Consider the following 14,335-nt stretch of genomic DNA (forward strand, 5'->3'; position numbering starts at 1 on the left):
GGCCCGTCGGCGGAAGAAGATCCAGCGACTATCGTCACGCCCGTGGTGGACTGGCGAGAACGCGCCTCGGCCCTCGTGCCGGAACTTCGGGCTGTCGCCGAGACCGAGGAGTGGTCCTGCCACGTCTTCTTCTCCGAGCTGTACCAGCTGGCCCAGGAAGCGCACCGCGAGCAGGCCGACGACGTGCTCCGGCGCGCGTACGGCTTCGCCCACTGGTGCTTCCACCAGCCGGAGCAGTTCCTGGAGAACGCGGCGTTGATCAGCTTCTACGAGCACGTGTTCGACGACTGGGACCTTCGCGAGGAGGTCGCCGCGTGGCTGCCGGTCGACGTGCTGCCCAAGGTGCGGGCGCTGTGGGAGTGGCGCTGGCCGAAGGAGCAGTTGGACGAGGTAGATCAACTGCTGGCCGGTTTGGAACCCCCCTCGCAAGACGCTGTCTGAGGCTGTTGTATAGTTCTTTCCCGTAAGGCAGTGCGGATGTAGCGCAGTTGGTAGCGCATCACCTTGCCAAGGTGAGGGTCGCGAGTTCGAGTCTCGTCATCCGCTCTCGAAAGAAGTCCGGTGCCCATTGGGTGCCGGACTTCTTTCGTTTCAGCGGACCGCGGGGCCGACGGTGAGCGTGCCCGCGTCGGCGTCCAACTCGGCCATTGGTCCAAGCGCGATGGACAACGGGTGGTCGCCGTGGCCGACGTCGATGCCGCCGAGCACCGGCACCCCCAGAGGCTCCAGCCGGTCGCGCAGAACGTCGAGGACGGTCCATTCGCGGTCGACGTAGTCCTCGAATCCTGGGAACCGGCCGAGCGCGACCCCGCGCAGTCCCCGCAGCGAGCCCGATCGAACGAGTTGCGTCAGCTGCCGGTCGACGTGTCCCAGCCCGACGGCCCGTGGCGCCTCCATGAACAGGATCGCGCCGTCCAGATCGGGCAGACCGGCGCCCACCGACCAGGCGACGGTGCCGAGATGCCCGCCGACGAGGGTGCCCGTGGCCACGCCGCCCACCTGAACGGCCGCTGTGAGCGCCTCCTGGTCGCGACGCAGCACGGCGGGTTCGGTCTCCATCAGCAACGACCGCGTCGAGGCCGCCGAGCGAGCGCCGGCCAGGAAGCCGTGGATCCCGGCGATGCGGTACGCGCCGGCGCCACCTCGGGTGGCGATGACCGCCCGCACTCCGGGATCGCGATAGGCGTCGTCGAGATCGGCCAGCCGATCGGAGTCCCGGCCCGCCAGGTAGCCGTGCCGGTCCAGCGCGTGCTCGCCCACCTCGACGACCAGCCCCCAGCTCTCCAGCGCCCGCACGGACTCCGCGAGCTCCTCCTCGCTCGGGTAGCTCGCGGGTGACACGAGACGAACCCGATCCCCGGCGACGACACGCGGCGGCAGCACGACGTTCACACGACAGACTCTCGCAGCCGGAGTCGAGCGGTTCTCGGGGTGATCTCCGAGCCCGCCCGTGAAAGGGTGGTGGAGTCCGCTCGCATCAACCTGATCGAGCCCGTTCGACAAAGGACCTGGAGATCATGGCCATCAAGCAGACGGCAAACGCTCACTGGGAAGGCTCCCTCGTCGAGGGCAAGGGAAACGTCAGCCTCGCCACCTCCAACAGCGGCAGCTTCGACATCGACTGGAAGGCGCGCGCCGAGGAGGCGGGCGGCAAGACCAGCCCCGAGGAGCTCATCGCCGCCGCGCACTCCGCGTGCTACTCGATGGCGCTGTCGCACGGCCTGACCGGCGCCGGCACGCCGCCCACCTCGATCGACACCAAGGCCGAGGTGAGCTTCCAGGCGGGCGTCGGCATCACCGGCATCCACCTGACCGTCCGCGCCAACGTGCCCGGCCTGTCCCAGGAGGACTTCGTCACGGCCGCCGAGGGCGCCAAGGCGAACTGCCCGGTCTCCAAGGCGCTCGCGGCCGTCGAGAACATCACCCTCGACGCTGCCCTGGTCTGAATCGCAGCGCCGCGGGCCCGTGACTGATCAGGTGCCTGCGGTAGCGCACGTCGCCGGGCTGCTCGGCCACCTCGGACGAGCGGTCGAGCAGCTCTTCGGCGACGATCCGGCCCTCCAGCTTCGCGAGCTGGGCGCCGAGGCAGTAGTGCGGTCCGTGCCCGAAGCCGAGATGGCCCGGCACTGACGGCCTTCCCGGGTCGAAGTCCTCGGTGAACACCTTCGGGTCGCGGTTGCCCGCCGCGTAGTCGAGGAACAGGTGGTCGCCCTCGGCGATCTTCACCCCGCCCATCGTCACCGGGCACGTCGCCGTCCGGAAGAAACCGATGAACGGCGTGTCCAGGCGCACGACCTCCTCGACCACGCCGCCCAGCCGTCGTTCCTTGGCGTCGAGTCTCAGCAACGTGCTGGCCAGCATGTTCGTGGTCGAGTCGGTTCCGGCCACGACGACCGCGAGGCACAGCGACAGCCGTTCCTGCTCGGACAACTGCCCGCCCCTGAACGCGCTCGAGCGGGCGAAGTAGGCGCAGAACTCGTTCATCCCTGCGAAGTACGACCCGAGCACGCGCTCGCTGACCTCCTCGCCGCTGGTCAGTTCCAGCACCGGTGCCACGAACTCGCGGAACAGCGGGAAGTCCGCTTCCGGCACACCGAGCACGTCTCCGACGACGCCCAACGCGAACGGCGCGGCGAACTGACTGACGAAATCGGCTTCCGCCGGCAGTTCGTCGAGCAGAGTCCTTGCGCGCTCCCTAATTGTGTCAGCCATTTGGCGCACGGCCGTTGGAGTGAATTTCTGATTCGCCGCCGCACGAATTCGGGCGTGCCTGGTGCCGTCGGCCGCGTTGAGCGAGGACATGAGTTCTAGCAATCGCCGCTGCTCCGGTGGCATCATCGCCGCCACGGCCGCGACCTGCGGACCTGTCATGTTCCGGGAGGAGAACGTCACCGGATCAGCCAGCACGGCGCGCAGGTCGGCGTATGCGGTGACGCGCTGGGCGTTGATTCTCGGGTCGAATTCCATTGCGATATCTTTGCGCGGTTCCAGCCTTTGTCGGGGGCTGACGACAGGACGAAAAACGTGATAATCCGGCTGCTCGGACCGCTCGAACTCACCGGTCCGAACGGAGCAGTCCAGCTCAGCAGTGCGGGACAGAGAACCCTGGTGGCACGGCTGGCGCTGAATCCGGGAGAGACGGTGCCGAGGAGTGCGCTCGTGGACGCGCTCTGGTCGGACGAGGCACCGGCGACCGCCACGAAGACCCTGCACAGCCTGCTCGCCCGTCTGCGCGGCCAGATTCGCGACGCCGGGCTCGGTGAGTTGATCACCACCCGCGAGCCGGGCTACGTGCTGAACGCACCTGCGGACACCGTTGATGCCGCACGGTTCGAGGCGCTCGTCACAGCAGCACGGCACGCCGACGAACCGCTGCAGTCCGCGAAGATGCTGCGCGAAGCCCTGGCGTTGTGGAGCGGCGATCCGCTCGCGGACTGCCGGCCGGGCGAGTGGACCCGGCAGGAGTCCGCGCGGCTCACCGACCTGCGGATGGACGCGACCGAGGACCTGATGGAGGCGTCGCTGTCGCTCGGCGAGCACGCCGCGGTGGCGCCGCTGGTGAACTCGCTGGTGGAGCAGCACCCGTTCCGCGAACGGCTGTGGGAACAGCTGATGATCGCGCTGTACCGGTGCGGGCGGCAGGCCGAGTCGCTGGCCGCGTTCCAACGGGCGCGCGGTGCCCTGGTCGACGAGCTCGGGATCGAGCCCGGCCCGCGGCTGCGCGACCTCGAGCAGGCGGTGCTGACCGCCGATCCGCGCCTCGACCTGCCCGAACGCACGCCGGTCCCGGTGCGTGGCAACCTGCCGGCCGACCGGTCGAGCTTCGTGGACCGCCCGGAGACCGAGCACGTCGCCGACCTGATCAGGAAGCACCGGCTGGTCACGCTGATCGGCGTCGGCGGGGTGGGCAAGACGCGGCTCGCGGTGCACGTGGCGCGCGCCGAGCAGCCACCGGACGGCGTGTGGCTGGTGGAGCTGGCGGCGTTGCGCGACCGAGCCCTGGTCCCCCACACCGTCGCCGAGGCGCTGGGCGTGGTCGACCAGACGGGACGCGGGCAGCTGAGCGTGCTCACGGAGTTCCTGGCCCGCAAGGACGCGTTGCTGGTGCTGGACAACTGCGAGCACGTCGTGGACCACTGCGCGGTCCTGGTGGACACGCTGCTGCGAGTGGCTCCGAATCTCCGTGTCATCGCCACGTCCCGCCGCGCGCTACGGGTCTATGGCGAGCAGGTGATGTCCGTGGCGCCGTTGTCCGTGCCCTATCCGGCGGCGACGTTGTTCGCCCAACGCGCCGATGCGGCGATCCCCGGCTCGTTCGTCATAACGCGCGCGAACGAGCAGGCCGTCACGGACCTGTGCAAACGTCTCGACGGCATCCCGCTGGCGATCGAGATGGCGGCGTTGCGGGTGCGCGCGCTGACTCCGGCGCAGTTGCTGGAGCGGCTGGACGACAGGTTCCGGGTGCTGACCGACGGTGGACGCACCGCGTTGCCGCAGCACCAGACCCTGCTCGCGACGATGGAGTGGAGCTTCGACCTCTGCTCACCGCGCGAACAGCTGCTGTGGGCGCGGGCGTCGGTCTTCGCCGGCAGCTTCGACCTGGCCGCGGCCGAGGCGATCTGCTCGGACGAGTCGCTGACCGCGGACTTCATGTTCGACGCGGTCGACGGACTGGTCGACAAGTCCGTTCTGCAGCGCGAAGAACACGCGGGCGTGGCGCGCTATCGGTTGCTGGAGACCATGCGCCAGTTCGGGCAGACGCGGTTGCGTGCGGGCGATGAAGAGCCGCGACTGAAGACGCGCCATCGTGACTGGTACGCAGGCATTGCCCTGCAAGGAGAACGGGCCTGGTTCACACCACGGCAGGCCGCGACCGTCGGAGCGATGACGGCGGAACGCGGCAACCTGCGAGCGGCGCTGGAGCACTCCCTGACGACACCGGGAGAGGCCGACTCGGGGCTGCGGCTGGCGGCGACGCTGTGGTTCTACTGGGTCGGCTGCGGGCGGTTCGCCGAGGGACGGCACTGGCTGAACTGGGCTTTGTCGCTCGAGACCCAGCCGTCGCGGGCACGGTGCAAGGCGTTGTGGGTCACCGGCTACCTGGCGACGTTGCAGGGCAACACCTCCGCGGTGCCGGCGTTGCTGGAGCAGTGCCGCACCGAGGCCGCGTTGCTGGACGACGAGGACGCCGACGTCTACGCGACCTATGTGCAGGGCGCGGCGGCCGTGTTCGACGACGACCTGCCGCTGGGCGCAACTTTGCTGGCCGAGGCCGACCGCCGGCACGCCGAACTCGGGCACATGGACAGCAACGTGGTCATGGCGCGCGTGGCGTTGGCGATCACCGTGGCGTTCGGCGGTGAACTCGACCGTGCGGCGGAGATCTGCGCCAAGGCACGAGACGTGTGTGAGGAGAACGGTGAGCTGTGGGCGCGCGCGTTCGCGTTGTACGTCCTGGCTTTCGTCTCGATGGGACGCGGTGACGTCGCCGGGGCCCGTGAGCTGGCCATTACCGCGTTGCGCATCAAGGAGAAGTTCAACGACCTGCTGGGCATCGCGGTGTCCGTGGAGCTGCTGGCGTTGATCTCGGTGGTCACCGGGTCCGCGTCGCACGCCGCGCTGCTGCTGGGCGGCGCGGACCGGGTGTGGCAGTCGGTCGGGTTGCCGCTGTTCGGATCCGCGAACTTCGCCGCTTCGCACGACCAATGCGTGGCGTTGTGCCGGCAGGCGTTGGGACCGGAGGCGTACGAAGAGCACTTCACGCGCGGTGCGGCGATGACCGTGACCTCGGTGGTTGCGGCCGCGCAGTCGTGACGCAGGTTCCGTGCAACCCGGCGTGGGCAGGCTGGCCGGATGAGGACCAGCGTGCGCACGCCAGACGCGGGAACCGTCGAGGAAGTGCTGAAACTCGCCGCCAGGGCACCGTCGTTCGGCATCGTTCCGCCGTGGCGATGGCGAAACGGCAACGAGTGCCTTGAGCTCGTGACGACACGCACGGACCAGACGGCGTTGCTCGCGTGTGGTGCCGTGCTGCACCACGTACGGGTCGCGTTGTCGGCAATGGGCTGGGACTGCCATGTGCTGCGGACTCCCCAGCCGGATGGCCAGATCGCGTCGGTGCACCCGCGCTGGGAGCTCGATCCGTTCTCGTGCGAGGTGGCCCCGGCGGCGGCGATCTCGTTGCGCAGGGCCGATCCGCGGCCTTACACGGCCGACGAGGTGCCGGACTCGGCACTGACGTGGCTGCTGCACGCGGCCCGCGCCGAGAACTGCGACATCGAACTGGTCGCGCGGCGCAACGGCGTCCTGCTGCGGATGCTCGGGCGCGACTGGCTGAGCGTGGGCGAGGCCGTGAGCGGCGTGCTGCTGGCGTCGACGGTGTGGGGCCTGGCGTCGCAGGTGTTGCTGCACGAGGGCGAGGTGCTCGTCCGCGTGGGCTGGCAGTCGCCCAATGCCGAACCGTTGCCTCAGTCAGCCCGCTAGGGCGTCCTTTTGCGTGGACCATGGGTGCGTGGACCGGGACAACACGCTCGCGCACCTGAGCGAAGACGACTGGCGCAGACCCGACTCGTCGTCGACCCAGCTCTACCGCGACCTGTGCGCGTTGCGCGACCTGCCGGTGGGACAGCTGACGCCGACGTCGTTGCACCTGCTCGTGACGCATCAGGTGGGGCTCGATGTGACCGCGCTGCTGGCGCTGGAACAAGTCGAGCGCGACCCGCTGCGCTCGGTCGCCCTGTACCCCGGCGACCTGCTCGCAGCTCTACTGAGAGTAGATCACTCCTTCTGGACTGATCACCCTGAGTTACTGGCCAGGATGTCCGGAATTCTTGATCGACTTCGCACGCTGCCGGACGGCGACTGGCACCTCCTGGTGTCCGCGGCCGAGCAGTTTCCCGGTTAGGCGCGCGTTAGGCGAGTCTTTGCCGGGACCTGAGTTCCTTGTGACATGACAAAGACTCTCGCGGCCGCCGGCCTCACGCTGGCCTCTCTCGCCACCACCGCTGTGCTCTTCTCCCCCGTGGCCTCTGCCGAGACCTGCAAGGCTTCCTACTACTCCGGGGGCGGCACGACGGCCAGCGGCGAACGCTTCGACCCCAACAAGCTGACGGCCGCGCACAAGACGCTTCCGTTCGGCACGCGGGTGAAGGTGAAGAACCGATCGAACGGCAAGACGGTGACCGTGCGGATCAACGACCGCGGCCCGTTCATCACCGGCCGATGCGTCGACCTGACCCCGAAGGCCTTCAAGACGATCGCAACTCTGTCACAGGGCGTAGTCGGCGTGACGGTCACCAAGGTTTGATTGAACCGAAAACAACCGGTTCGCTTGACCCAATCGAGTGAACGGGATAGGCAATCGGGGTGTTGGCGGCGATGAGTGGGCCGGGACGGCTCGCGACCGGGGCTCTCCTGGGGGCGGTCGTCGCCGCGTTTTACGTGCTCGCACCGCTTGTCGGATCGCTCGCGTCGGGCGATCCGACAGGGCCCGGAAGCGACAAACCGGCCCGCGTCTCGCTCATCAACACGCCTTCGCTGATCCCGACGGAGTCCGAGACCCCGTCACAGACAGTGGCGTCCAGCTCGTCGACAGCACCGTCTTCTTCTTCCAAGACAACGACTACGACGACAACCACGACCACCACCGCGGCGGTGACGACAACGACCACCAAGGCGCCGCCGCCCGTCACCACCACGACCACCCGGCCGCCGACCACGACGACGACCACCAAGCAGTGCGGACTGATCTTCTGCTGATCAGACGGTTCTGCGGCGCTCGTAGACCGCGTCGAACCGGCTCGTGTCGTGCAGCCCGTCTCGACGAGAAACCGAAACCTCATCAACGACCTCACACCTGCCCGGCCGCGGTGCACGGCCGGGCAGGTGACCTTGATCGGCCAGCAGATGGTCGTCAAGACACCAGTCTGTCTCCTGTTTCCGTGTTCGAGAGCCAGCAAGCCGCACCCTGCGGATCCCAGTTGAACGACTCGCATTGCCTGATCACTTTGTCGACCAATTCGGACGGGCTTCCAGGCCACGCCTCAAAACCGCTTTCGCCGAGATCACCGGGGACCATCAAGCCTCCGAGCAGCAGATGCTCGATCACTGCGATCGCAATAGATTTGAAGTCGCCACCGTTCTCCGCGGCCGCCTCGCGCGCACAGCCAATCGCCATGTCGACAGACACCCAGTCCATCAGACCGTCGATCAGCATCTCTACTGCTATCGGTTCAACAGCATTGGTCATTCGATGTGAACTTTCTGAGGTTTTCCACCCGATGGGTGGATGTCAATTGTTTCGCCACCTGATTTGGAACCCAGGCGCCACTGAACGACCGTTCCGTCTTTGAGCTTGTAGACTTCCGGGATCTTCGGACCCCGTGGGGCGAGAGGATCGGCTCCCTTCGTCCACCGGTCGAAGATCGCCCGCAAGTCACTCGTGTTGCTCACCGTCCGCACGTGCTTCTGGTTCCCGGGAGCAAGGGAGTCGAACTCGGTTCGCCAGCACACTCCTGTGTTGTGCACGAGCACAGGCGTGTCCGCAGCCATCACATAGTAGGTGTGAATGCCATCGATGGTGAGGTTGTACACGCGCTCTACCGCGACCCAGTTCCTTGTCGCGGTCACCTGCACCTCGGCGCCTGCAGAGGTCCGCAGAACAGAACCGACGTGAAGGTCCTTTGCCTCCGTCCAGCTCTTCAAGTTGGGCAGCCAGAACGGGTGACCGTCCGTGGCAATGATCTTGCCCACGCCGCCGACCTCGAGCTCGATTAGGGACTTGACGCCCTCACCGATGATCGTCGCGGTCACTTCCCGCGAACCCGACTCCTTCGTTTCCGGATCTGTCGCCAGGACGTGATCGCCGAGCTTGATCTCGTCGATGCGCTTCGTCGAGCCGTCCGCCATCAGCACCAGGGTGTCCCCGGTGAAGCTGTTGCGGCCGCACACCTGCTTCACGAATTTCTGCACGGACTTCGCCAGAGGGGCGTTACCACCTCGTCCGTTGCCGGAGAGAGCCCCGGTCTCACCGAGGAACAACAACCACGGAATGCTGAGCTCGTTGTAGTCCTCGACGGAGCAGCTTCTGTTGCAGTAGGCGATTAGCGCGTTGAAGGTGTTCTCGACGTTGTCTTCGCTGCCGATCTCGCCATAGATTCCGCCACCCAGCGCCTTCATGGCACGCGGAATGTGGATGTCGGCCTCCGCGGGCGTCCACGGCAGCTTGACGCCGTTGAGGTAAGCCGCGCCTTCCGCGTAGCCGGCGACAAATCCGTTGCCGTAGTCCTTCACGGACTGCAGCGCCACGCCTCCTGGAGCATCACCGGCGCTCGTGTAGTTGTTGTGACTGAGGTGGCAGTTGTAGACACACTGGCCGCTCACGTTGTTGCGTGGCCCGTTGGGGTTGTGGCCAGGATCGCCGGCACAGACGTTGTAGTCGCAGTACGCCAGACCGGTCGGATCGCTGAACGTGATCGGGCTGTTGTTGGCATACGCGTAGGCGTTCCACTGCTGCGGGTCGGTGTGGTCCATGATCGGGTCGACCGACGTGAACTTGCCCAGTGCCGCGTCGTACTGCCGTGCCCCGATGTGCACCAGGCCGGTGGAATCGTCATCGGTACCTCCGACGAAGCCACGTTCGCCCGGGAAGTCCGTTGCGGTTCCGCGAGGTTCACCGAACGGCAGCTGACGACGTTGCTGCACCTCCATCGTCGACCGGTTGACCGCGATCTGGTTCGTGCCCTGGATGTCCGAGGCGAGCCAGGTCAGTTTGGTCTTGCCCTCGCGCATGGCGACGGTCGTGCCGCCGTGCGCGTAGTAACGGGTCACGATCGGAGTGGTGGCGCCCTTGACCAGTCGCACCTCCTGGTCTTCCAGGTAGAGCGTGGTGCCGTTCGGGTCGCGGCGGATCAGCCTCGAACCATCGGCGCCGTAGACGAACTCGGTGACCTTGACACCTTCCGTCACCTTGGTCACGCGACCTTCCGCGTCCCAGTCGAGCGTTTGGTTGCTGCCCTTCACCTTTCGTGTCGCCGTGGCGCCGATGGCGTTGTAGGTGAACTCGTCGACCTGATTCACCCCAGGCCCTGCTGTCGTCACCGAGTTCACCGCGTGCGGCCGTGGCGAACCGGTGGCCGGGTAGCCGTAGGTCCGCGTCGTGTCACCGGACGTGGCATGCCGCGTCTCGCTGAGCCGGTTGCCGGTCTGGTCGTAGCCGAAGGAGTGCCAGTAAGGCGCTGGCCCCGACAACGACGCCGTCGAAGGCGCGCCTGAGCAGTCACCGCCGGGAGTCCAAGCTTCGGTGAGCCGCCGGAGGTAGTCGTACTTGAAGCACTGGCGGTCGACTGGTTTGCCCTGCGGGGCGTCCGTGATCGAGTTGATGTTGCCGACGGCGTCGTAGGCGTAGTTGACGTCCGCCTGCATCGGGGACGCGACTTCGGCGTCGACGATGTAGCGGTTCAGCCGGCGCGTGTTGTCGTCGTAGTAGTTCGACAACCACGTGCGCTTGCCGGTAGTGCCGAGTTCAAGCCGGTACAGCTCGCCAAGGCGGGTGTAGGAGGTGCTGTTGACCAGCGTGTCCGTTCCCGAACCGCTCAACCCCGCCGACGTCTTGAGCGGTCTGCCGAAGTCGTCGTACTCGGTCAGCACGGTTTCCGACGGCATAGCCGCCGCGTTGATGGAGCCGTACCCAATGGCTGCCCGGCTGCCGTCAGGCTTGTAGGTGAAGCTGGCCTTGTACAGGCCCTTGAGGGGTCCTTCACTGTCCGGGATCTGCATCTCGACGGAGATCGGCTTGTCGAGCGACGAGTACGCCTTGATGCGATTGATGTAGGCCTGACCGCCGGAGTACTGGGTCGATGTCGCAAGCAAGCCCTTGCCGTACTGAGCAGTGTCGTACACGAACTCCTGCAGGACCGTGGCACCGGACTTGACTGACGTTCTCCGGCCCAACGCGTCATAGGTGGACGTCAGCGTGGAGTTGCGTGCATCCGTAACAGACGCGACGCGGTTGAGCGCGTCATAGGTGTAGGTCGACGTGCCCTTGTCGACGTCCTCCGTTTTCGTCAGGCGACCGCGCAGGTCGTAGCTCCATCTCCACGTGTTGCCCGCCTGGTTGACGACTGATGTGAGCTTGCCGGACGAGGTGTAGCTGTATCGGGTGGTGTCGTGGTCACCGGACGCGGCGGCACCCTTGTACTGGTGCAGCTCGGTCATCTCGCCACGAGCGTTGCTGACCACCGTCGTCGGCGTGCCGCCGGAAGGCGGTGTGGTGTCGACGCGGTCACCGCCGTAGGCGGTCGTCGAGCGCCACTTCTCCTGACCACCGGCCTGGAAGATCGTGTGCTTGGCCCTGCCCGCTTCGTCGTACTCGGTGCGGGTGAGACCGGGCACGTCGGTCTCGCTGAAGGCCAGGAGGTTCTTGTCGACCGGGTTGGCGTTGAAGAACTCCTGGGTGGCACGGACGACACGGCCCTGCGAGTCGTACCTGGTGTCGACGATCAGCCGGCCGCCGTAGGTCGGGTACTGGTTCTGGCGTGGCCTGTACAGCCCGTCGTAGACGACTGTGGACTTGAGGTAGTTGCCGTTCGGCGCCAGCGTCGTCGAGGTGATCGAGCTCGGCGCATCCCGCTGGACGTCGTAGACCAGCGACATGCTCGGCCGGTCGGAGAAGTCCTCACGCGGGCGGTTCGGCTTCCACAGGTGAATGGTGCGACCCAGCGGGTCGAACGCCGCCTCTGTCGTGTTCTCGTTGGGATCGACGATCTTCGATGCCAGACCCCAAGCAGGCTCGACCGTGCTGGTGTTGACATGTCCCAAGGGATCCGTGACAACGGTGCCGGTTGCGGGTCCGCCGGTCGCCGGGATGTACTCCGTCCGCGAAGTGTTGTTCAACGCGTCCGTGACCGTGAGAGGCCGACCGTACGAGTCGTAGGTCGTCGTCGAAGTCACTGCCCATACCGGACTCGGCGCAGGTCTTTGGTCGATCACCTCGACCTTGGTCACGTTCGCGGAATCGTCGTAGGTGGTCCTGCTTCCGCCCAACGCGTGGGCGGGGAAGACCGCCGCGGTTCCACAGCTGACCGCCACGGTCTCGGCCTGGGACGGATAGGACCACATCCACTTCGCCGAGTTCTGCGCGTACGCCGTCCTCGTGCAACGATCGTCCGCCGCAGTGCTGACGTCTCCCAGATCGTTGGCCACGATGACCTGGCCGTGATCGTCGTACTCGCTCTCCGACTTCGTGACGCGCCAGCCACCCGCACGGAGCTTCGTGTAGGAGGACGTGGATGCCGTGCCCGTCCAGTAAGACTTGAAGTCGCCGCGCGTCGCGGTAGGCCCGGACCAGGACGGGGTTGAGATCGTCTTGGTAACGACGTCCTCACTCGTCCCGCTGTGGGTCTGGCTCTCGAAGCTGAAGCCGTGCAGCCAGTCCGAGTCCTCCCACTCGCCACCCTCCGAGTCCGCGACCTTCGCCGAACGCACACCGTTGTCCGGCAGCTTGTCGCCGTGCATGCCGCGGTAGAAGCGTTCCTCGGTCATGGTCACAGGACCACCGGCATCGTTCTCATGGCCGGTGCGGATGCGAACCCGCCCGTAACCGCGGAACTCGTTCCAGGACTTCTTGTCGTCCTTCGTGAACTCCGACCTGTCGTAACGCCATGCGGCGCCGTCCAGGTACTCGTACTTCACGATCTGCTCGGCACCGCCGGCGTACCGGTCCGAGGTCGTGATCGACTCGACCACGTACTTGTGGAAGTAGTCGTCGCGTTCGGCGCCGAGGTCGGGAGCCCACTTCACGGGGTAACAGCGCAGGGTGTTCGACCCCGCGTTCGCGGGCATCGTGGCGCCTGGCACGCAGTCCGGAGCCGCGTACTTGATCGTGGTGACACCACCGGCCTCGGAGACGACACCGGTGATGCGGTAGCGGTTCAACGGACCGATGCCCGTCGGAGCGTCGACGCGGTTCGGCATCGCCGTGCCCTCGAACGTGACCTCGGGAAGAGCGGCTTGTCCGCCGACCAGTCCGGTGTGGGTGATGCCCGTGAGCCACAACGCGGCCTGGTAGACGTCGTCACCCTTCGGGAACTCGTGCCGCAACGTCCAGCGGTCCACGTCGGTGTAGCCGGTACCGCGCAGGACCTGCGTGGTGATCGTGGACAGCTTCTTGGTCGACCAGAACGTGGGCGAGTAGTTGTCCTTGCACGTCCCTGTGTCGCAGCGCGCGGAGATCGGCGCGTCCGGCCAGTTCTCCTTCTTGTCGAAGGTGCAGGTGGACTCCTTGACGCACCTGTCGGTCAGGGCGAACTCGACCCTGCCGGTCGCCTGCCCAGGCACGGTGGTGTGCAGACCGTATTCGATGCGCTGCAACGTGCCCGCACGTACGTAGGTGGCGGCTGCTTCTTTGAGGTTCTTGCCGTAGTTGTTCGTCTCGGTCTCGTACGAGTACAGGATCACGTTGCCACGAGGATCGATGACCTTGTCGAGCATCCACCGCCATGCCTGATCACACGACGAGGCGTCGAAGGTCGTCTGATGGCACGGCTCGCCGTTGTCGTCGCCGAAGACGGGAACGGTCCACGTCGACTTGGCCTCGGGCCGTGAGCCGAAGAGGTACTGGGTGCCGTCGACCGTGGTGATCCTCCACGACTCGCCGTCGTTGTCACCGTTGCCGGCCGCCGTCAGCCGCTCGACCCGCGATCGGTCGTCGGACTTGCCGTGCCAGGTCCCGGTGGCATCGTCCTTGATCAGCATGCCGCCACGGCCACCGTACGAGGCGGTGGCGTTATCACTGCGCCAGCAGAGGTCACCGGTTTTCGGTGGCGTCGTGCTGCCGGAGTCGTCTTGGGCGCACGCACCGTAGGCACGTTCGATGAACCCTGCCGTGAGATCCCAGCCCTCACCGACCCACGAGGGCTGGTTGTTCGTGACCGATGTCAGACCGTCCACTGCGGACGATCGGTACGACAGCCCCAGCGAAGGGACGAATCCACCGGGCGCCGGCGGAACTCGCAAGGGATAGGCCCAGCTGAAGTCTCCGCTCTGCTTCGACACCTCCCACGAAGCCGAGGCCGAGAACGGCGTCGCGGCAAAGGAGCCACCACCCTGCTGGTTTCCCGCCGACGGCTGGTCTCCCTTCAGCGCGCGGGTGGTCGCCTCGTCCGGACCGCGGGAGGACAGGGAACCGTTTGTGGTCGCGACGGACTTCACGTCCGACGCGTTCACCGACGGGCCGGGAGCGGCGATCGCCTGCTGCTGGACGGTCGCGGTGACCGCCGTGAGCGCGAGGCAGACCGTCAGCCCTCTGATGAGGGCACGCTTGAGTTTCATGATGGTG

General features: G+C 66.6%; 11 protein-coding genes and 1 tRNA gene. 7 read left to right on the top strand and 5 right to left on the bottom strand.

All coding sequences use genetic code 11. The features are described 5' to 3' along the window. Positions 1-42 precede the first annotated feature (42 nt). Positions 43-441, top strand: coding sequence for a DUF7674 family protein (locus OG205_RS32270; protein ID WP_093596160.1), 399 nt, complete (start codon positions 43-45; stop codon positions 439-441). A 32-nt stretch (positions 442-473) separates the two neighbouring features. After that, a tRNA-Gly gene (locus tag OG205_RS32275) sits at positions 474-546 on the top strand. Positions 547-591: 45 nt separating this feature from the next. Here the strand turns inward: OG205_RS32275 and OG205_RS32280 are convergent. Further along, positions 592-1,392 (bottom strand): S66 peptidase family protein, encoded by an 801-nt coding sequence (locus tag OG205_RS32280; RefSeq protein WP_330271718.1) that lies wholly within the window; start codon positions 1,390-1,392, stop codon positions 592-594. A 125-nt stretch (positions 1,393-1,517) separates the two neighbouring features. On the opposite strand from OG205_RS32280, the gene OG205_RS32285 reads away from it, so the two are divergent. Further along, positions 1,518-1,946, top strand: a complete 429-nt coding sequence (locus OG205_RS32285) for an OsmC family protein (RefSeq protein WP_030480288.1) — start codon at positions 1,518-1,520, stop codon at positions 1,944-1,946. Here the strand turns inward: OG205_RS32285 and OG205_RS32290 are convergent. After that, positions 1,921-2,967 (bottom strand): cytochrome P450, encoded by a 1,047-nt coding sequence (locus OG205_RS32290; RefSeq protein ID WP_330271719.1) that lies wholly within the window; start codon positions 2,965-2,967, stop codon positions 1,921-1,923. The genes OG205_RS32285 and OG205_RS32290 overlap by 26 nt on opposite strands. 141 nt (positions 2,968-3,108) lie before the next feature. Here OG205_RS32290 and OG205_RS32295 point away from each other — a divergent pair, with 141 nt between their 5' ends. Genes OG205_RS32295 through OG205_RS32310 form a run of 4 tightly spaced genes read left to right on the top strand, consistent with a single transcriptional unit; the run spans position 3,109 to position 7,306 of the window. Further along, a complete protein-coding gene (locus OG205_RS32295) occupies positions 3,109-5,814 on the top strand; it encodes a BTAD domain-containing putative transcriptional regulator (RefSeq protein WP_442916843.1) in 2,706 nt (901 codons plus the stop codon). A 39-nt stretch (positions 5,815-5,853) separates the two neighbouring features. Next, positions 5,854-6,483, top strand: coding sequence for a hypothetical protein (locus tag OG205_RS32300; protein WP_330271721.1), 630 nt, complete (start codon positions 5,854-5,856; stop codon positions 6,481-6,483). Between the two features lie 28 nt (positions 6,484-6,511). Further along, a complete protein-coding gene (locus OG205_RS32305) occupies positions 6,512-6,904 on the top strand; it encodes a contact-dependent growth inhibition system immunity protein (protein WP_330271722.1) in 393 nt (130 codons plus the stop codon). Between the two features lie 45 nt (positions 6,905-6,949). Then, positions 6,950-7,306 carry a septal ring lytic transglycosylase RlpA family protein gene (locus tag OG205_RS32310; protein ID WP_330271723.1) on the top strand — a complete coding sequence of 119 codons (357 nt, stop codon included), beginning with the start codon at positions 6,950-6,952 and terminating at the stop codon, positions 7,304-7,306. A gap of 130 nt (positions 7,307-7,436) precedes the next feature. Here the strand turns inward: OG205_RS32310 and OG205_RS32315 are convergent, their stop codons facing one another. The 3 genes from OG205_RS32315 to OG205_RS32325 all read right to left on the bottom strand — a co-directional run bounded on the left by OG205_RS32315 (position 7,437) and on the right by OG205_RS32325 (position 14,328). After that, complete coding sequence (locus tag OG205_RS32315; protein ID WP_330271724.1) at positions 7,437-7,733, bottom strand: hypothetical protein; 297 nt, start codon at positions 7,731-7,733, stop codon at positions 7,437-7,439. A 179-nt stretch (positions 7,734-7,912) separates the two neighbouring features. Next, positions 7,913-8,215 (bottom strand): hypothetical protein, encoded by a 303-nt coding sequence (locus tag OG205_RS32320; RefSeq protein ID WP_330271725.1) that lies wholly within the window; start codon positions 8,213-8,215, stop codon positions 7,913-7,915. 29 nt (positions 8,216-8,244) lie between these two features. Beyond that, positions 8,245-14,328 carry an RHS repeat-associated core domain-containing protein gene (locus OG205_RS32325; RefSeq protein ID WP_330271726.1) on the bottom strand — a complete coding sequence of 2,028 codons (6,084 nt, stop codon included), beginning with the start codon at positions 14,326-14,328 and terminating at the stop codon, positions 8,245-8,247. Between the last annotated feature and the right edge of the window lie 7 nt (positions 14,329-14,335).

Origin of the sequence: Lentzea sp. NBC_00516 (assembly GCF_036346835.1) — a bacterium.
Taxonomy (GTDB): Bacteria; Actinomycetota; Actinomycetes; order Mycobacteriales; family Pseudonocardiaceae; genus Lentzea; species Lentzea sokolovensis.